Origin of the sequence: Planctomicrobium mucosum (assembly GCF_051466335.1) — a bacterium.
Lineage (GTDB): Bacteria > Planctomycetota > Planctomycetia > Planctomycetales > Planctomycetaceae > Planctomicrobium.
The window spans coordinates 2,691,815-2,709,989 of sequence record NZ_CP195793.1 but is presented as its reverse complement, the minus strand read 5'-3'; the positions used below and the strand labels follow the sequence as shown (position 1 = coordinate 2,709,989).

Sequence of the window (18,175 nt, the reverse complement as noted above, 5' to 3'; positions counted from 1 at the left end):
GGCCGCCTGAGGCGGACTTGGACGAACCAAAAGATTGATTGTAACAGATCAATGCACCTGAAATGCAATGACTCCGCATCGGCCCCTCTACAGAGGCGCATTAGTCCAGATTCTGCCCGGCCGGTCAAGTGCTACTGAGCTCCACTGTGGGTCGATCGACGCGCAGGAGGGTCAGGAACTGCATTCAATCAGGATCAGCGGGGATGGACCAATTTTAGCATGTTTCGTTGCCATCACCCCCGCAATTTCGACATAATCAGAAAGAAATCCATCTGATTCGGTATTACCGACCAACTTAATCTTTCCCAGCGCTCCCACTTCCAAATGTCTTCAGGTGCATAACAGCAATCTGATTTCAACCGAGTTTCGCATGAATCGAGGGCAACAATGGCTGCTGAAAACTCTGAGGTTCAGAGGAAGATCACCAAATTAGGGGACTTTGAACTCAAGAGAAAACTCGGTCAAGGAGGGATGGGAACAGTTTTTCTGGCCCATCAGATCAGTCTGGACCGGGACTGCGCTCTGAAAGTGATGTCTAAAGAGATCTCCGCCAAGCCAGGGTTCGTCGACCGGTTTGTCCGCGAAGCCCGCGCCATGGCCAAGCTCGACCACCAAAATGTTGTTCGGTGTTACGCGGTCGATTCCGATCAAGGGTTGCATTTTGTGGCAATGGAATTGATCGACGGTAAAAGTATGCAGGACTGGTTGAATAAACTGGGAAAGCTCTCCGTTGCTGATGCACTCCTCGTCACACTCGTGATCGGCGAGGCGCTCGAATACGCGCATGAACTTAACATGATTCATCGCGACGTGAAGCCTGACAATATTCTGGTGACCAGTAAAGGAGTCGTAAAACTCTCTGACCTCGGGTTGGCAAAAGAAGTCGATGAACCCGAATTCTCGCTGACACAAAGTGGCACAGGTCTCGGCACTCCCCATTACATGGCCCCCGAGCAGGCCCGCAACGCCAAGCATGTCGATCGCCGCTCGGATGTCTACGCGCTCGGATGCACGCTGTACTATTTCCTTGCGGGAAAAACCCCTTTTAGTGGAGAGTCCCTCGTCGAGCTGATCACCAACAAAGAAAAAGGGAAGTTCATCTCCGTTCATCGAACTGCGGCAGGAATCCCTGAACGACTCTCGCTGATCATCGACAAAGCAATGTCCCCGGACATCAAGGGACGTTATCAGACCTGTGCGGAAATGATCAAAGACCTCGAAAAGCTCGGAATGGCTGGCGAATCTCTGTCGTTCATCGATGAAGCACACCGAACAGTGATCCGCCATCGACCAAAGACTGCCAAGAGTACACCTTCGAATCGCCCCCAGCACGCACCCTCATCGAATCAACCAGCGAGCGGGACACAGCATGCCGCTTCCACCGAACCTGGGTTCAACGCTGAAACCAGACGGCCACAGCAAGCAAACGACGCGGTTTGGTATGTTCGCTACGACGAGGCAGGAACTCCGAAGATCGCCAAAATGACGCAGCAGGCGATCATTCAGTCCCTCATCTCCGATCGCTTCACAGAAAAAATTCAGGCGAGCCAGCAATCCAAGGGACCGTTCATTCCGATGGCACAGATCCCGGTTTTTGAAGGTGAAGTCCGTCGAATGCTGGCGAGACAATCTGCGAACGCTCGAAACACCAATTTGGCAGCCCAGTACGAGAAACTGGCAAAGCAGTATGAACGACGTTGGATCTGGCGGTCCCTTCGAAAGCTGGTCGATGGAACTCTTGGTGTTTTTGGCCTGATCATCTGGCTGGCGATTATCGCAACTGCTGGGATCGGACTTTATTTCGGCATTCCCATGCTCTTTGACATGCTGGCGAGCAAGGTGGGCCTCGACGAAACAATCGGGAAATAGTGCTCGGATCAGTTCCCGGCGACGATGTTCTGGATTTTCAGATCCAGTTCGCGCGCCGCTGTCCGAGCCTCATCGATTGGCAGTCCAATTTCAATTCCAGGGCGCAGATGCCCGACTTCACTCAGCCAGGAATTCTTGAGCAACTGCTGACGCTGGGAAACGAGCGTGATGAGTTCAGGCTGAGAGATTGTCTTCACGGGAAGTCCCCATCTCTTCAGAATGGCCGCCGCCATCACCTCGTGCCCCTCATGGTCAAAGTGAATGCCATCTCCAGAAAGAGTGAAATCAGCATTCTCCTGACGCTTCTTTTCGACGTATTCAGTCATCGGCTGATGTACATCGATCACCACTTCCACCTGATCGCCCAACGTCCGAATCCACTGACCGTACGGCTGAATCACTTCGGAATCGTAGTGTTCGTAGATCCCAGTCCAGCCAAATTTTTCGGCATCTCGCGGCTTCAGCGCTCCAGATTTTTTCATTGGCAGTGGATCAAATGGGGGTGGAGTCAGCAGCACTAGCTTCGCGTTGGCTGCATGAACCTTCTTGATCAACTCGAGAATCCCTTGCTGATATGCCTTGAAGCGATCTTTATCGAAGGGGGCGTAAATACCGTCGTTCACCCCAAAACACGCAACAACGACATCGGGTTGGATCTTCTCCAGAGCCCGTTCCAAACGCTCATGGACATTGGGACGAGGAAAAGGATGCCCTTCCTCGGAAAGACCTGTCACACCCTCACTAGGCAGCCCCAGATTGATCACTTCCGGTAAAGGAGCAACCGCGTTCAACCTCAGCTGTGCCTCGATAACGTCAACGTAGCCACCTGCGTAGGTGATCGAATCTCCAATGAAGAGCAGCTTTTTGGCTTGCAGGGGAAACGCAGTTTCATCGGCAGCGACCACGGAATAGGACAAACAGTTCATGCAACTGAGCGCAAAACCGACCAGCATGGCAGCAAGACGCATTTGAATCCTCCTCACGGATCGAACCTGTAGAAACCTTCGCAACAAAAGATAACTCTCTTTCGATGCGAACGCGAGTCGTCTCAAGGCACGTAAATACGCGATATTCGGAATCGCGACTCATGGCCGTGGCAATACGCACACCATCAGGTGTGATTGGCCGCCAAATTCACCAAATTGAGGGAGATCTTTCAGAAAACAAAGGAAATGAAATCCCGTACAATAGGACTCGCGCGATCTGCACGGAATTCGTTCCGTGACATCTCCCTCAAGAATCCTCCACGCAACAGCCGAATTCTGCGAGTTCACAGCAGGTGATTTGTCTCGAACTTCGCTAGACTTCTGTTGCCCAAACGTTTTATTCGCAGTGAAATGTGGAGAAAGAGTCCAGATGTCTAAAAATGAAGTGGTGTTGATTACCGGTGCCTCTTCCGGAATTGGACGTGAGTTCGCTCGGCTGTTCGCAGCTGACGGTTCCGACATCATTCTCACCGCTCGACGCGAAGACCGTCTGAAGGAACTTGCGGACGAATTGCTCCGTGTTCACGGAACAAAAACCACAATCATTCCACTGGACCTCGCGGCTCCCAACGCCGCTGTTGTGCTCGTTCAGAAGATCGAAGAAGCTGGCCTTCAGGTGGATACGCTGATCAACAATGCTGGCTTCGGTCAGATGGGTCGTTTTGTTGAGATCCCGCTGGCACGCCAAGTGAGCATGATCCAGCTGAACATCACCGCTCTTGTTGAGCTTTCTCATCTACTCCTGCCGGGAATGCTCGCTCGAAAACGAGGAGCGATCCTCAATATTGCTTCGACTGCAGCATTCCAGCCGGGTCCGAATGTCAACGTCTACTACGCGACCAAAGCATTCGTGCTCAACTTTTCAGAAGCTTTATGGAAAGAACTGCAGGGAACAGGCGTTTCAGTCACCTGTCTATGCCCCGGACCAACCCGCACCGAGTTCGGGGATGAATCCGCGATGCACGACACTCCCGTCTTCAAGCACAATGCGATGAGCGTCGACGCCGTCACCAAGGCGGGCTATCGCGGGCTTCGGAAGAAAAAGCGGCTGGTCATGCCTGGTTTGATCAACAATCTTCTTTCGTTCAGCGTCCGCTTTACTCCCCGTGCAGCTATTCTGGATGCGATGACTTTCCTTCAGCCGATCAAACGGGCGAAGTGAGACAGTCACTTTCGTCTCTGGACCGGATAGCAGTTCATGGGCGTCGCTGCGCCACTTGTTCATAGTGGTGCAGCATGATCCCCGCGGCGATCCCGACGTTCAGTGAATCGATTTGATCCGCCATGGGGATGACGACTTTCTCATCGGCCATCGCAGCCAAATCGGGAGGTAAGCCCTCATCTTCATTCCCAAGCAACAGCAGCAATCGGTGCGGGCGAGTGACTTGGGAAAGAGGAATCGCACTGGGATCAAGCATGGACGCGACAGCGGTGTAACCCCCGTCCACCTGCATCTGCCGCATCGATTCTGCAAAGTCGCCGGATTGCAGGATGGGTAGGAAAAACGCGTTTCCCATCGAAATTCTCAGCGTCCGCCTTGAAAATGGATCTGCCGACGTCTTCCCGACGAGCACACCATCTGCTCCCAGTCCCGCCGAGATACGGATGACCGTCCCGAGGTTATCGGGGTCCGAAGTCTGAGGGCATCCGACAATCAGCGACGACTTGCCGCGAGGGGGCAACCAATCCTGCAGGGCAGGGGATTGCTTGCGATAACCGCAAGCCAGCATCCCAGCATGGAACTGAAACCCGATCACCTGCTCCAGAATTGGAAGTGGAGCCACGTAGACCTGCTTTTCCGCGAGAGTCTGCTCGGAGAGTCGTCGCCGATGAGCTTCGCTCACCAGAATGGAATGGATTTCAAAATCACTCTCAAGCAACCGTTCGACAAGCCGGGTCCCTTCCGCGATGAACAACCCCGACCATCGCGTCAGATTCATTCGCCTCAAGTGACGATAAGGAACAATTCGAGGATCATCGATTCCTTCGATGAATTGTTCTGGCATTTCCAACTCGCTTCGATTCAAACAGTTCAACAAAAAACGCAGCAGCAATTCCGGTTGCCGCTGCGTGATGATTGTAGAACTTAAACTCTGCTTGTTAACTCCCGGCCTGTAGATTCGTCGAAGGATTCGCTGCGAAATTCACGTCTTCGCTGGCCAATGGGAGTTTTGCTGCCGCCGTGCCGGGTTTCAGTTGAGGTCCTGTTCGATGGGCGTCAAGAATGACTTTCAGCTGATCGCCATTCATCACTTCCAGTTCCATCAGTTCTTTCGTCACCTGTTCGAGCACAGCGCGCCGGCTCCTCAGGATTTCGCGAGATGTTTCCATACACTCATCGATAATCCTCCGAATTTCCAGATCGATCTCGCGCAGCGTATGCTCGCTGTGATTCGATTCTCCACCTCCCGAGGTCGCCCCGTTCAAAAAGGGAGAGCGTTTCGATTCCCGGTAGTTGACTCTCCCCAATTTCGGACTCATTCCGAATTCCATGACCATTCTCGAGGCGAGATCTGTCGCCCGTTCGAGGTCGTTTTGAGCCCCAGTTGAGGTCTCTTCGAAGACAATATCTTCAGCAGCAATCCCACCCAGCATCACGCAAATCCGGTTCACGATTTCCGTCTGGGTAATGAGATGTCGATCATCTTCTGGACGCTGCAACATATACCCGAGCGCACCGAAGCCACGAGGGATAATCGAGATCTTATGTACAGGATCGGTCATTGGAAGACAGCTGGCGACGAGAGCATGGCCACTCTCGTGATAGGCGACCCTCTGACGCTCATCTTCCTGAATGATCTTGGATGACTTCTCAAGACCAGCAATGACGCGCTCAATCGCTTCTTCGAAGTCATGCATCGAAACGGAATTTTTGTCTTTGCGAGCAGCCAGCAACGCTGCTTCATTGACAAGATTTTCCAGATCGGCTCCGACAAATCCGGGCGTCAATTTGGCAAGACGCCCCAGATTCACGTCCTCTGCCATCTTGATCTTTTTAGAATGTACGTTGAGCGTTGCTTCCCGGCCCTTGTAATCGGGGCGATCAACAAGGACATGTCTGTCGAATCGCCCCGGGCGCATCAACGCGGGATCAAGCGTTTCAGGGCGATTCGTTGCCCCCATTACGATCACGCTCTGGTCAGATGAAAACCCATCCATCTCCACCAGCAGGGCATTCAGCGTTTGCTCACGCTCATCATGGCCCCCAGGCATTCCACTTCCACGGGCTTTACCCAGAGCATCTAATTCATCGATGAAAATAATACTCGGTGATTTTGCCGCCGCCTGCGAGAACATGTCCCGAACGCGGGCGGCACCAACACCGACAAACATCTCGACGAAATCGGACCCGGACAAGCTGAAGAACGGAACACCCGCTTCCCCCGCAACCGCTTTGGCCAGGAGTGTTTTCCCGGTTCCCGGTGGCCCCACAAGCAAAACTCCTCGAGGGATTCTTCCCCCAAGTGCCTGATATTTTCCGGGTGTCCGCAGGAACTCAACAACTTCACGCAGCTCTTCAACCGCTTCGTTGATCCCTGCGACGTCCTCAAACGTGACCTTCACATCGTCTTCAGCCATCAATTTGGCACGACTGCGACCGAATGACATTGCCTGCCCAGGCCCCGACATCCGGCGCAAAAACAGAATGAAAATAATGACGATCGCTGCCATGAGTGCGAGAGAGAAAGCAGCCCCCCAATCGGGAGGAGCCTTCGAACTCGCAAAGCTGATCTTCTTCTCATTCAAAAGATCGACGACGGACGCAACTTTTGACTCTGGAATGAATCCAATGGGGACTCGAAAACGTTGCGGAGATTTTCCTTCCCGCAGCGAAGCGATGACAAAATCTGGCGATTTCTTGCCAATCTCGTCCGGTTTGGGCTCTTCTGAAGCAGGCGTACCCGATGATGCCGTGGATGTCGTTTCACCGTCCTGCGGTCGATCTTGGTACTGGATATATTTAGAGGTGAACTGCAACTCGAAGACGTTGGACGAGTTCAACTCGCCGCTCTCAATCTGACGCAGAAAGTCTCCGAATTTGACTTCTTTGGATGACGTCGTTTCGCGCAGCCATGTCATCCCCACGACGAGCACAATCACACCGACCAGAATCGCCCAAAATCGGGTGTTTTTCACTTTGTCGTTGCGATTTTGAACTGGATGCTGGTCTGGTAGTTTACCGCCAGTAGGAGTTCCAGATCCCATCAGTTACGCCGATCCCTAGAAAGAATTCCTTCATCGAAACCGTCTATGGTCACTAACAAGTGACCACCCGTCTCCCTGAGATGCCCCGGTCGATGTTTGCCCTGCCTACGCTTTTAACTCTACGTCGCGTGGAACAACGAGTCAATCAGTCGAATTTCCATTCCACTGCGGGGGTTGTGTCATCGTCAGTTCAACACTGGCTGATCTTCTCAGAAAGGAATTCTGGCCATGAAATTGAATGTCCTGAAAAGAACCGGCAATGAGAGTGTCATTTCACTCAACATTTACGTCTTCTTCAGCTATTTCACGCGCACCTATTTTTGTGGCACCGGCCTTCGCACATGTAGCCAGACTGGAAGCGTTGTCACTCCACCCTGAATCGATCGTAGGTGGAATAATCTGCTCTGCTCGGGAACCCAGTCAGCGCAAGTCAGAAAGAAAATCTGCTCCGACTGCTGCTCCAACATCATCAATCCGTTCAGACCGATGTTATCGACAATGACTCCATGTGGAAGGTTCCTTCCGGAATCCGCGTTTCCGAACTGGATCAAATCCGCAAAGCCATCCCGCTTCGCAACCACTTTAAGCATGATTGTCTCGCCGGGATGAATTTCAAATTCTTGTGGTTTGCCATCTTCCACCTCAAGAGGAACTGCACCACCTTCCGCTGCTGCGACAGCGACAGTGAACACGCGATTCTCCTCCACATTCAGCTCTTCAAATGAAGCCACATCGTGGACGACTTCGTTTCCGTTTACCGTCCCCTTTGCGATGATTTTGATTCCCTGAATTTGTTCTGGAGTGAGTGACGCTGCATCGGCCGAAACGGAAATCGCTCCGAATGCTTCCAATTGTCCCTCTTGAACAACGAGTGGATTGTGGAACTTCATCGACGGTGGCAAGCCGGTGATCTCAACCGTGATCGGTCCATCGAACTGGTCAAATCGATCAACCCGAAAATGGACTTCTCGCGAATTCTCTTTCGGCACTGCCAACTTCTGTGGGTTCAAATGAACAGCGAAATCGGGAGCGGCACGACGAAACTTCGCGAGATACGTCGACTTTTCGGATTGGTTTCCGCGAACGTCGCGGATCCGCAAAATGTAATCGCCCGCTTTTGGCGCAGTGAAGAACAGTTTCGAATCCCGGCCAGTTTCGCGACGAGCACCATCGTCATTTTCATAGTACAGCGTGAATTCCGGCAGTCCGTTCGGAGTCAGTGATGTCCCCGGCGGATGTGGCTGAACGACATAACACGGCTCGTTCAGGGCATGGGTCGTTCCGGTGGTATCGTAAAACCCCCAGCGGGCGCCTGACCCCGGATAGACATCAAATCCCGAGTCGGGTCCTTGCGGGGCACGCCATAGTTTGACAACCTCTCCGTTGCAATAAAGGAGATCGTTCAAGTCCATGTGCTCCCACTGGAAAATGCGGAAGTCGCCCACTTGATTTCCATCTTTTCCTCGGAATGTGAAGTACGACTCCCGAGTCGCCTGCAAGAGAATTCGGGCAACAGGGTGTCCATCGGGTGTAAGAACCTCGACGAATGAATCGAGTTCCGAACCATCGCGCGCCGCTTGGATCTCAATAACCCATTCTTCGTTTGCCGCCGCAGTAAACAGATAGCTGTCGACATCGGTTTTCAGGTCTGGTCGATAAATGGTTCCTCGAATTACGCTAGGAACCGGCACTCTCTGGGCCTGTTCAGGAAGGTCGTTCGGTTCAGCTTCGACAAGTTCCTGCACAGGGGCGTCGGCACCACGAGGAGTTTTGCCCGGGTCCACAGTCATCGTTTCTGACGCTGCCGACTGGTCTCGTTGGAGATCATACAGATCCCAGCTTCCATCCAACCGGGCAACCATCAGCCGAGAAGATTCTCCATCTGTATCTATCGCGTTTACGATAGCCGGCTGATTTCCGATCAGTTGTTTCTCTGTCAACGTGGCCAGATCCCAGACTTTAATCGTCTTGTCTTCTGCAGCGGTCACCAGTTGAGAACCATCTTCGGTAAGACACATCCCCACAATTGCCGATTCGTGTGCAAACCGGGAGTTGAGTAAAGGGCTGATCGAAGGTTGCGTCGCTGGCTGCACTTTCCAGATGCGAATCTGATTATCTGCTCCTGCCGCGATAACAGACTCACCATCCTTGGAAAAGAGCACCTGATACTGCTCCTTGAGCGGTTGTCCTAGTGTGTCGAGCCGCTCTCCGTCAGAAACGCGAAACAACTTACAAGTTGAATCTGCGCTGGCACTCGCCAGAATTGTCCCGGCGGGATTGAACGCGATGTCATATACAGCGCCGTTATGACCAGACAGTTTTCGAAGCTGTTCGCCACTGTGAAGATCCCAGAGAATGATCTCGCGATCGTAGCTACACGTTGCAAGAATTGATTGGTCTGGGCTCACTTCAATGTCGAGGATGATATCCCGATGCCCTTTGAAATCGCGAATCCGTTCTCCCGTTTCCAAATCCCACAACGTGGCAATTCCCCCGGATCCGGTGACTCCAGAAGCTGTGACCAGATTACGATGATCGTTCAGATACCGAACAGCGACGACTTTTCCATGCAACCCTTCCAGTTTCTGAGCAACTGGCCATTCAGCCGCAGGTTGCCCGGTCGCAGCGGGTTTCCGAATTTCAACCCGTCCGTATCGTCCTAACGCAACGGCTTTGCTGTCTCGCGTTAAAGAAACTGCAGTGATCGGACTCAGCTCTGTCTTCACAGGGATCTGAGGAACCTTCAGCGACAGGCGATCATGTTCCATTCCCTGCGGGCCGGTCGCTCCGTGGTCGATCCAAGCGCGGATGATGTCGAGTTCATCTGAAGATGGAGCAGGTTCTCCTTCCGGCGGCATCTGAGGCTGCCCACCAGATTTGATGACATTCCAAAGCAGGCTCCCATTGGCATCCCCAGGCAACAATGCTGGCTTGTTCTCTATTCCTTCCATCAATGATGCATAGCTCTCGAGGGAGAACTTCCCATCACGTGACGAGTCGTTATGGCACCCGGAGCAGTACTTCTGGAAGAGCGGGGCAACAGCGTTTTCAAAATCAGGGGCAGGTTCCGCTCCACCGAAGACGAACCCTCCGGGAAACGCAAACATCGCCAGGAAATAAAAGCTGATGTTTTTGAGTGGCCAAGTCAGCATTCGATTTCGCACCGCTGATTTCCTGAATAACCCGAGAAACGCATCAAAACAAAATCATACAAAAAAGTCGCCGATGTGAAAACGACATCAGGCTGAAGGGAGCCGTTGAAAATGCAAAAAGAAACGCGGCCCACCCGAAAATTTTCGAATGGACCGCGTGCTGATTGACGATCACGACGAGCGGATATCTCGACGCTGCTGATCTATTGAATGACGCTATTTCGCTGACGATGTTTTCAGATAAGTGTCGTCGAGCTTCCCGCAAGACCACAGGAGTCCTCGGGTAATCAGGTCGAGGTATCGCGGATCTTCAACAGTCACGTTGTTGTGTCCGAGTGTTGTCGCGAAGACCTTTGTGTTTTCCGCATATTTGTTTGTCCAGATGAGTACAGTCTCAACAGGTTGATATTCCCCTTTTTGATCTTTGATCATCTGCACGCCGCTTGCCAGCTTGGTGGCAGTATCGAGCAACTTTCCAGCTGAATTGTTGTAGAGCTCTTCATTTTCTGTCGTCCAGCTATCGGACCCATTGATAATGGGATCATTCTCAGCGGCAAACTGAATCTTGATTGGAACCTGCGGTCCATGCCCGGTCGTCTGGAGTCCGGAGAACTCGAACCAAGGAGTCACACCCGGAAATCCTTCTGTTCGATACGAATGCATTGCACAATGCAGCAAAACTGCAGGCAACCCATTGCGGTGAGGGTCGAGAATACGATTCACCAGATCTTTGTCGGTCACGTCAGCGGTACATTCATCATGTATGATGACATCATAACCTTCAGCCCAATCAGCCTTCTCATACACGGGGTTCAAGTGTGACGTTCCCTGATCCGGGTCGTAAGAAATATCGACCTTCACATGAGCCCGTGCTTCGATCCCGTCTGCAAGGATTCTCTGCTGAGCAGCGTAATCATGGCAACATCCACCGAGCACGAGTAAAGCTCGAAGTGGTTTCACTTCTGCATCTTCAGCGTATCCTGACGATGAGAAAAACCCCAGTGACATTCCCAGGACAGCAGCAGCGAGTGCTGATTTTACCCAAAGATCAAATCGCATTCCAATTCCTTAGTGGTAGGGTCATCCGGGAAGCAATATGCCCGAAAGCTCAAGAGTCCCCGAACATCACTCCGCCTGAGCCAAAACGATTCTCATCGTCACTATCAGCTAGGTTACGCAGGGTCAGCGCATTGAGCAAGCACCCCCTGATGAGTTTTCGTCGATTCAACTCCGCAAAATTTCGACATGGAATTTGTTCTTCAGCCCGCCGCAGCGTCATTTTTCAGGTGTGTTGATTCTGCAGAGGGAGAACTTGCGTATTGCTCCACGATGTTTTGCGCCCGCCGCTGGATCAGTTCAATCAGAGAGTGGGGGCGTAAAACCTTCGCCTGATCCCCATAGGACATGATCCACCAGGAGATTTCATTGATCCCATCCACTGTTGCTTGGAAGTCAATCGAACCATCTTCGTGACGGATAATCTTCTGGGTCGGATGCCAACTAACCTCGGCGACATTCTCTGCGACTTGGGGTTGAAAACGAACCACCACTGTCTCACGAGCCTTCGGTTCGCGAATGAAACTCCAGGCGTTCCCGAAGTAACGGTCCAGTCGAAACCGAGGTGGCATCGAAAATGAATCTTCGGTCAACTCCGCCCGCTCGATGCGCCCCAAATGAAACGTTCGCACACTTCGGTGAAGAGAAGAACGACCAATCACATACCAGGCGTGTCTTTTGAACAGAATCCGGTAAGGACTAATCAGCGATTGGATCGTCTTCTGCTCTGCAAAGCTTCGATAAACGATCCGAACCTTTCTCCGCTCAGAGGTCGCCGCAAGTAGTGTCTCGAAGTGTGAGCGGCTTCCGGAAAGATCAGCGAGTGGTTCAGACTCAATTTTGACGACCTGCGTCATATCGGAAACGTACTGACTCAAATGAGCAGGGAGGCTCGATTGTAGTTTGATCGCAGCGTCCCGCCCCGCTTCCTGAAACGGAATCACTCGATTCCCTCGAGTGGAATCCTGGGCCAGCACGAGCAATGAAAGCGTTTCAGCGATCGACAAATTGGTCGCTGGGAGCAAAGGCTGGGAGACAATCCAGTAACCTTGCTTTTTCGAATCGTAGAGAATGGGGACACCTGCATCCTGCAGGGTTTTGAGATCGCGAAAGACAGTGCGGCGACTGATCCTGCAAAGCGTGGAGAGTTCCGTTGACGAGTATTCGCGGCCGGACTGAAGAAGTTCGAGAAGTGAAAGCAGTCGACGAATTTTAGCAATCGAGCCCATAGGGTGCACCCGCGGATCAGCAGCTTGTACACAAAACCTCATCGCCTCCCAAGAGTGCTCCTGGGCGAATGAAACTTCCGTTCAACAAGAGTGATCTGATTGAACTTTGGGCACACAGCGAAACGAATGCATTCCATTCGGGGTGCATTCATGTTGCCAAAACGCATCAAGAGCAAGTTTACCCCCGACTCATCACGTCCTTTTTCAATCTGCCCGTTTAAAAAAGGCCTCAGTCACTCTATCTCCACTCAGGTATCAAATCAACAACAGCCCATCTATAAAATGAATTGCCCCGCATCCTTTCAAACGAAGAATGCGGGGCAATATCGAAGATGGCAGCATCTCGAGATCGATAACGCGTTACCAGATGATGTTCACGTTTCGGCTCACAGGTCCGGGAGAATACCAAGGACGGCGATAGCTGTAATAAGGGTAACGAGCGTGCTCTCCGCCAATCAGAGATGGATCAGACATAGGCTGAACTGCAGGCCGCTGTGCATAGGGAGTCGCTGCATGCTGAGGCGGGCCGTAAAAAGCCCCGTCTACCTGATATTGCCCTTGGTAGTACTGCCCGGGATAGGGTCCCGTAGATGGAACGCCTGAGTTCAGTGGAGCGGCAAAGGAATTCCATTGCGGGGCTGAGTAATAGTCCCCTGAATATGCAGGATGGTACTGCGATTCCGACGAAGGAAAAGATTGAGCCGGAACCGCGTGCGAATCGACTGGCGTTGGCGTGACAGCCGAATTCTGTGACGGATACCCAAATGGAAGCTGAGTTGGTTGAGATTGAAGGTCCGGCGTCGGCTTGGAAGTCGACTCCGCCTTTTCGTTATTGACGGGTGGAAGCGGTGGCTGTGCAGCGCTCGACTCCGGCAACGGCGGAATCATTGGGGGATTCTGTTTCGGACTTGCAACACCTTCCGGTTTGGCCAAAGTCGGCGTCGCCTCCTTTATGGGGGGCATCGGCATTGGCGGGAGCGGCGAATCAGGAGTCACAGATGGAAGGGGAATCGGCCCTGGTGGTGACTGCAACGGGGGAGTCGCGGCGTTTGGCTCCGGAACCGACAAATTGAGCATGGGCGTCGGCCCAGCTTGTGGCGGGATCGTGGAATCCGCAACGCTCACCATTCCCGAGCCAACGAAAACAATCACACCCGCGGTAAAAGCCTGACGCAACATGTTTGGAGTTCCTTTCGAAATGAACCGGACTCTGAACATAGACCGCACTGGCGGCCTTTGTTGACCCAAACTTGACAATTTTCTTCACGAATTCCCCAGAGCAGCGGGAATCGCATCGACTATACCGAAAGATCTTCCAAGTCCGCTTTTTAGGACAATTTTCATTTCGATTCTTGATGCGCGGCTCGCAATCACGACAAATTCGATTCCGGGTCTGCCGATGAGTAGATTCGCGGACACCTGACGATTAGATGGGAACTCTCCAGGAACCGGAAAGTTCCGTGCGGGTCGAGACGATTCGCTGGACGGGCGAGACCAAGGATGCGAAGCATGAAAAACGGACTTGTAGCGATCCTCAGTTTAGGTCTGATGACCTCTGTGACGCAGGCACAGGATGCTGGCTACATTCCTCCGTCAACCTTGGATGTCGGTTACGGCGGTAGCTACAACGGCCCCGGATCTGTCGGAAGTAACGAAGCCATGTTTCGTTACGACGATCAGGAACGCTGGAAACACGGATGGGTCCGAAACATGCCCTATTACGAGGGCTACCATTCGTTCCGCCCCTACAACTATCACCATGTCTTCAGCCAGACCCAGACCGCTGCCGGATGGGGAATGCCTGCGACGATGCCCTATTCACAACAGTTCTGGCATCGATATCAGGGAATGACTGATTTATCTCGCGGAGACCATTCTCCGGTCGCTCCGTACGTCCCACCACCCAATGAGTTCGACCATTACCCGAAACCATTGCGTCAGGGGTCAGCGATTCCGCCTTCTCCAACAGGAGCAATGAATCGTCCTGGGGCTCAGTCCAGCCCTTATAACTACCAGCAGCAAGGCGTCCAGACCTCGCTCCCGGCTTACGCCCCCACTCAGGCAGCCTCATGGGAAAACGGTCCTGCAGGGCAAACCGCTCCACTCTTGTCACCTTACTGATCAGCAGGGTGAGCGACATATTTGAAATTCCAACACCGCTGAGTTCGCGAAAACAATCGCGAACTCAGCGGTGTTTGTTATTGAAGTGCCTAGAGCATGGGCACCCGCGCTCGAGTGAACTGGATCCGTTGCACTCTCAACATGCGGAATGACTTCCCGCTCGACGCCTTTTCGCAGCACGCTTTGAGCAATGACGTTTACGGACGCCGCAACCAAATAATGGCGTGGTGTCGCAACTTTGCATTTGAAACAGCAGGCCTTCACACGTACCTTGGATTGGTGGAAATCAGGCACCCGACAATGTTTCGCCGCCATTCGTGAACCGCCAACTGCTTCAACTTTGAGGGACTTTGCGAGAATCCTGTCGCAATGAATTGTAAAGTTCGACTTTTCGAATCGTAGCGGAGAGGAGGAAATAGCAGGCTTGCTGAGAATCCGTCTTGGACTTGGAAAGACATCGCCAAATCCAGTTAGTGCCTCGACCTGAAATTTTCTATTCTGACCTGTCAGCGAAGAACGACTCAGTGAACGTCTGCACGAAGCATCTATCGCATCAAGTGGCTGCGATCATCAGTTCGAACAGGAAAAAACCTTCTATGGCATCATTGATTCAACGAAAATTCGGTGCACTCGATTGCCATATGATTACCAGCGATAAAGCACCTAAGTTCACTGCAATTCTTTGCCACGGTTACGGCGCTCCCGGGGACGATCTCGTTCCGATCGGTGCCCAACTACTCCAGTCCTCAAGCGAATTGCTGGATCAGGTGCAGTTCATCTTCCCATCAGCTCCATTGAGTCTGGACAATCAGGGGATCCCTGGAGGACGAGCATGGTGGCCACTCAATTTCGAACAGCTCACAAGAACGGTACAAAGCCGTGACTTCGCTGCGCTCAGGAAAACGACGCCCCCCGGTCTCGAAGAGTCTCGCAATCTGCTCAACGATTTAATTGTCGAAGTCTGCGCCGAGTTCGATCAATCACTGGATCAGATTCTTCTTGGTGGATTCTCGCAAGGGGCCATGCTCACCACGGATGTCGCATTGCGACTTCCAAATCCGCCGGCAGGACTGGTCATCTGGTCCGGGACTCTGCTCTGCGAAGACGAGTGGACAAAGGCTTCAGGCAACCTCAAAAACGTGCCTGTCGTCCAAAGCCACGGCAAGGAAGATCCGATTCTCCCCTACGATGCAGCGATCGCACTTCGTGATCTATTACAGCAAGCGGACGCGAACATGAACTTCATCGGGTTCCGTGGGCCCCATACCATCCCGAGAGATGCGATGAGCGCCGTGGGCACACTCATCGAACGTCATCTCGGGATCATTGACTAACTCGCACTCCTGAAGTGAGCCCGGTCAATCGGGTTTCGGTCTCGCAATGAGTTGTGAGAAGCCGCTCGAATCTGCTCGAGAAATTCGCAAGTGAGTATCGTTCATCGGCGAAACGCATCGCGTTCTTCGAGAGCTTCCAGCGTTCACAGGGATCAAGAATGCGTTTCAATGCCAGATGGAAATCGTCCATCTGGCGACAGACAAACCCATTGTCACCAGAAGTAATCTGTTCCAGAAACCCGCCCTGCGCATCAACAATCGGAACGCAGCCACCTCGCATTGCCTCAGCGACGGTCCTGCCAAACGACTCAGTGACCTGCTGGTTGTGGTAGAGCAGGGCATCCCATCTGGCGGGTGATGACGAGCGTCCCAACTCGCTGGATGAAAGAGTGCTCGTTGACGACATGCCTGAAACAATGCGGCCTTCATCGAGTCCGGGCATCCCACGAATTCCCAGTGAATGTTCGCATGTTTCTCAGCAAGCTGACGGTAATCTTCAACGCAGGATGCTGGCCATTTCTTAAACGTTGGCGTGCAAATTCGTCCGACTGCGATGCGATCAGAAAGCCGTTTCCGGGATCGAAAGTCCTCACCGGCAGCGGGCATCGGCTTGGGAACCGGTTGATAGAGCACGGGGATGTTTCCGCCGAGTTGGCAGGATAGCCACTTTGAACATGAGACGACAAAGTCTGCATTCATGGCCCCCAGACCCACTGAATGGAGATACTGTATTGTCACGCAAATTCGAGTCGATCGTACTTTACTGGCCGGAGTATTGTGCAAGAGCAGCAAGTCGGCACCAAGTTCCGCAAGAGCCCGATTGTCAATGACAGAGGCGGAATCAAGATGTACACCTATCCGGTCAAAGGCTTCCTGGGTTCGCTCGTGGATCTTCCCCAAAAACAGAACTGAATGGTCCCAGTTCGGAAATGATTTTGCGATAGTCCACGCACAAGCGGCGGTCCCTCCGCAAATCTCCCCAACATTGCAAACCTGTACAAGCTTCATTCAGACTCCCCTCGCAATTGCCATTTTTTTTTGGAAAGCAAGTCGATCGCTTTCCCAGACCCTTCTGCGTTGGGGAAGGAACTTTGACGTCTGGTGCCCCGAATGCTTCAGTGGAAGTGACTCAATCCCAATGAGGGCAGTGGGGTTCGCGAGCAGTAAACGGCATTGGAGGTCAGTATCCGAATAATAGAGCCGAAAGCGCTCATCGAACCGCCCGATACGTTCGAAACAACTTTTTCGGATCGCGAGACAATACCCGCTCAGAATATGTCGTCGCCCATTCTGGACAAGTGGGTCGAAACGCCAGTCAGTCCCCGCAATCACATACTCACCGGAAGAGGAGACCGCCTCACTGATCTGATCTACCCAGCGGCCATGAGTCACAGTGTCGTTATTTAGGAAGATCAGGATCTCCCCACTCGCGCCCAAGGCCCCCGCATTCCATGCGACTGTGACCCCGCGGCGATGAGGCAATCGGAGCAATTGCACATTTCCTGAGGCCTCCTCGTGGACTTGGCTTCGCTGCTCATCGTCACTCCCATCATCGACGATAACGATCTCGAATTCTGATGAATGATGCCGCTGAAGAGATTTCACAGCAGCGAGTGTGAGGTGTGAGTTCCCGTATTGTGGAACAATGACAGAGATAGTGTTCACGTGGTTCAGGATCCGGTGGGCTGGAATTTCACATCGAATTACCGGGGTCGTAATGAAACATGAACACGTTGCGCAAGCAGTCCGATTCTGAGTAAAGAAGAGGGCAGACAGCCCTGCAATTGCATGCCGATGGTCTTCGCTGACGCCACCCTATCAGCCAATAAAAAACCGCGTCGACATGTCGACGCGGTTCGTGAATTCCAGAGAGCAGGTCCAGCCAGCGATTTACTCTGATTTCGACTTCGGGGCAGCGGGCTTTGACTCCGACTTCGCAGGAGTGTCAGCAGACTTCGAACTGTCAGACGCTTTGCTGTCAGCAGCAGCGGCGCTCTTATAGGAGTCGCTGCGGTAATCGGTAATATAAAACCCGGAGCCCTTAAAAATAATGCCGGCACCGGGGCCGATCACTCGCTTGGCCTGGCTTTTTCCACACTCTGGACACTTCTTGGTCGGAGTTGCCTTAATCGACTGAAACTCTTCCCAGTGGTGGTCGCACGCCTTGCACTCGTAGTCGTATGTTGGCATCCCAAATCTCGTCTGCAATCAATTAGATCATG

Annotated in this window: 15 protein-coding genes; 5 read left to right on the top strand and 10 right to left on the bottom strand. The window is 52.7% G+C overall.

All coding sequences use genetic code 11. The annotated features are described in order from the left end of the window. The first annotated feature begins 387 nt into the window (after positions 1-387). Positions 388-1,869, top strand: a complete 1,482-nt coding sequence (locus SH668x_RS10930; protein ID WP_437185096.1) for a serine/threonine protein kinase — start codon at positions 388-390, stop codon at positions 1,867-1,869. Between the two features lie 8 nt (positions 1,870-1,877). Here SH668x_RS10930 and SH668x_RS10925 read toward each other — a convergent pair whose 3' ends face one another. After that, a complete protein-coding gene (locus tag SH668x_RS10925; RefSeq protein ID WP_437185095.1) occupies positions 1,878-2,837 on the bottom strand; it encodes an SGNH/GDSL hydrolase family protein in 960 nt (319 codons plus the stop codon). 388 nt (positions 2,838-3,225) lie between these two features. Between SH668x_RS10925 and SH668x_RS10920 the strand changes: the two genes are divergently transcribed. Further along, positions 3,226-4,017 carry an SDR family NAD(P)-dependent oxidoreductase gene (locus SH668x_RS10920; RefSeq protein WP_437185094.1) on the top strand — a complete coding sequence of 264 codons (792 nt, stop codon included), beginning with the start codon at positions 3,226-3,228 and terminating at the stop codon, positions 4,015-4,017. A 34-nt stretch (positions 4,018-4,051) separates the two neighbouring features. Here the strand turns inward: SH668x_RS10920 and SH668x_RS10915 are convergent, their stop codons facing one another. The 6 genes from SH668x_RS10915 to SH668x_RS10890 form a co-directional block, all read right to left on the bottom strand. Continuing rightward, positions 4,052-4,861, bottom strand: a complete 810-nt coding sequence (locus SH668x_RS10915; protein WP_437185093.1) for a TrmH family RNA methyltransferase — start codon at positions 4,859-4,861, stop codon at positions 4,052-4,054. Between the two features lie 94 nt (positions 4,862-4,955). Further along, entirely contained in the window at positions 4,956-7,061 is a 2,106-nt protein-coding gene (gene ftsH / locus SH668x_RS10910; protein ID WP_437185092.1) for an ATP-dependent zinc metalloprotease FtsH, read from the bottom strand. A gap of 314 nt (positions 7,062-7,375) precedes the next feature. After that, positions 7,376-10,225 (bottom strand): c-type cytochrome domain-containing protein, encoded by a 2,850-nt coding sequence (locus SH668x_RS10905; RefSeq protein ID WP_437185091.1) that lies wholly within the window; start codon positions 10,223-10,225, stop codon positions 7,376-7,378. 204 nt (positions 10,226-10,429) lie between these two features. Further along, positions 10,430-11,272 (bottom strand): ThuA domain-containing protein, encoded by an 843-nt coding sequence (locus tag SH668x_RS10900; protein WP_437185090.1) that lies wholly within the window; start codon positions 11,270-11,272, stop codon positions 10,430-10,432. 200 nt (positions 11,273-11,472) lie between these two features. After that, complete coding sequence (locus tag SH668x_RS10895; RefSeq protein ID WP_437185089.1) at positions 11,473-12,498, bottom strand: helix-turn-helix transcriptional regulator; 1,026 nt, start codon at positions 12,496-12,498, stop codon at positions 11,473-11,475. A gap of 360 nt (positions 12,499-12,858) precedes the next feature. Further along, a complete protein-coding gene (locus SH668x_RS10890; protein WP_437185088.1) occupies positions 12,859-13,677 on the bottom strand; it encodes a hypothetical protein in 819 nt (272 codons plus the stop codon). Between the two features lie 330 nt (positions 13,678-14,007). On the opposite strand from SH668x_RS10890, the gene SH668x_RS10885 reads away from it, so the two are divergent. Both SH668x_RS10885 and SH668x_RS10880 read left to right on the top strand, forming a co-directional pair. Then, the gene (locus tag SH668x_RS10885; RefSeq protein WP_437185087.1) at positions 14,008-14,619 is read left to right on the top strand and encodes a hypothetical protein; all 612 of its coding nucleotides are present in this window, start codon (positions 14,008-14,010) and stop codon (positions 14,617-14,619) included. A 596-nt stretch (positions 14,620-15,215) separates the two neighbouring features. Next, on the top strand, positions 15,216-15,953 hold the full coding sequence (locus SH668x_RS10880) for an alpha/beta hydrolase (RefSeq protein ID WP_437185086.1): 738 nt from the start codon (positions 15,216-15,218) through the stop codon (positions 15,951-15,953). Here SH668x_RS10880 and SH668x_RS10875 read toward each other — a convergent pair. Next, positions 15,943-16,395 (bottom strand): glycosyltransferase, encoded by a 453-nt coding sequence (locus tag SH668x_RS10875; protein WP_437185085.1) that lies wholly within the window; start codon positions 16,393-16,395, stop codon positions 15,943-15,945. The genes SH668x_RS10880 and SH668x_RS10875 overlap by 11 nt on opposite strands. Before the next feature lie 26 nt (positions 16,396-16,421). Here SH668x_RS10875 and SH668x_RS10870 point away from each other — a divergent pair, with 26 nt between their 5' ends. After that, on the top strand, positions 16,422-16,616 hold the full coding sequence (locus tag SH668x_RS10870) for a hypothetical protein (RefSeq protein WP_437185084.1): 195 nt from the start codon (positions 16,422-16,424) through the stop codon (positions 16,614-16,616). Positions 16,617-16,961: 345 nt separating this feature from the next. Here SH668x_RS10870 and SH668x_RS10865 read toward each other — a convergent pair whose 3' ends face one another. Together SH668x_RS10865 and SH668x_RS10860 are read right to left on the bottom strand one after the other, a co-directional pair. After that, positions 16,962-17,618: a glycosyltransferase family 2 protein gene (locus tag SH668x_RS10865; protein WP_437185083.1), complete on the bottom strand. Its 657-nt coding sequence runs from the start codon at positions 17,616-17,618 to the stop codon at positions 16,962-16,964. 225 nt (positions 17,619-17,843) lie between these two features. After that, positions 17,844-18,143 (bottom strand): FmdB family zinc ribbon protein, encoded by a 300-nt coding sequence (locus tag SH668x_RS10860; protein ID WP_437185082.1) that lies wholly within the window; start codon positions 18,141-18,143, stop codon positions 17,844-17,846. Between the last annotated feature and the right edge of the window lie 32 nt (positions 18,144-18,175).

What these genes read in the sequence shown, in the direction of transcription:
- SH668x_RS10915 (WP_437185093.1), bottom strand. Translation starts at nt 4,861, where the DNA reads ATGCCAGAACAATTCATCGAAGGAATCGATGATCCTCGAATTGTTCCT.
- ftsH (WP_437185092.1), bottom strand. Translation starts at nt 7,061, where the DNA reads ATGGGATCTGGAACTCCTACTGGCGGTAAACTACCAGACCAGCATCCA.
- SH668x_RS10925 (WP_437185095.1), bottom strand. Translation starts at nt 2,837, where the DNA reads ATGCGTCTTGCTGCCATGCTGGTCGGTTTTGCGCTCAGTTGCATGAAC.
- SH668x_RS10880 (WP_437185086.1), top strand. Translation starts at nt 15,216, where the DNA reads ATGGCATCATTGATTCAACGAAAATTCGGTGCACTCGATTGCCATATG.
- SH668x_RS10900 (WP_437185090.1), bottom strand. Translation starts at nt 11,272, where the DNA reads ATGCGATTTGATCTTTGGGTAAAATCAGCACTCGCTGCTGCTGTCCTG.
- SH668x_RS10875 (WP_437185085.1), bottom strand. Translation starts at nt 16,395, where the DNA reads ATGCCCGGACTCGATGAAGGCCGCATTGTTTCAGGCATGTCGTCAACG.
- SH668x_RS10890 (WP_437185088.1), bottom strand. Translation starts at nt 13,677, where the DNA reads ATGTTGCGTCAGGCTTTTACCGCGGGTGTGATTGTTTTCGTTGGCTCG.
- SH668x_RS10930 (WP_437185096.1), top strand. Translation starts at nt 388, where the DNA reads ATGGCTGCTGAAAACTCTGAGGTTCAGAGGAAGATCACCAAATTAGGG.
- SH668x_RS10885 (WP_437185087.1), top strand. Translation starts at nt 14,008, where the DNA reads ATGAAAAACGGACTTGTAGCGATCCTCAGTTTAGGTCTGATGACCTCT.
- SH668x_RS10860 (WP_437185082.1), bottom strand. Translation starts at nt 18,143, where the DNA reads ATGCCAACATACGACTACGAGTGCAAGGCGTGCGACCACCACTGGGAA.
- SH668x_RS10870 (WP_437185084.1), top strand. Translation starts at nt 16,422, where the DNA reads ATGTTTCTCAGCAAGCTGACGGTAATCTTCAACGCAGGATGCTGGCCA.
- SH668x_RS10895 (WP_437185089.1), bottom strand. Translation starts at nt 12,498, where the DNA reads ATGGGCTCGATTGCTAAAATTCGTCGACTGCTTTCACTTCTCGAACTT.
- SH668x_RS10920 (WP_437185094.1), top strand. Translation starts at nt 3,226, where the DNA reads ATGTCTAAAAATGAAGTGGTGTTGATTACCGGTGCCTCTTCCGGAATT.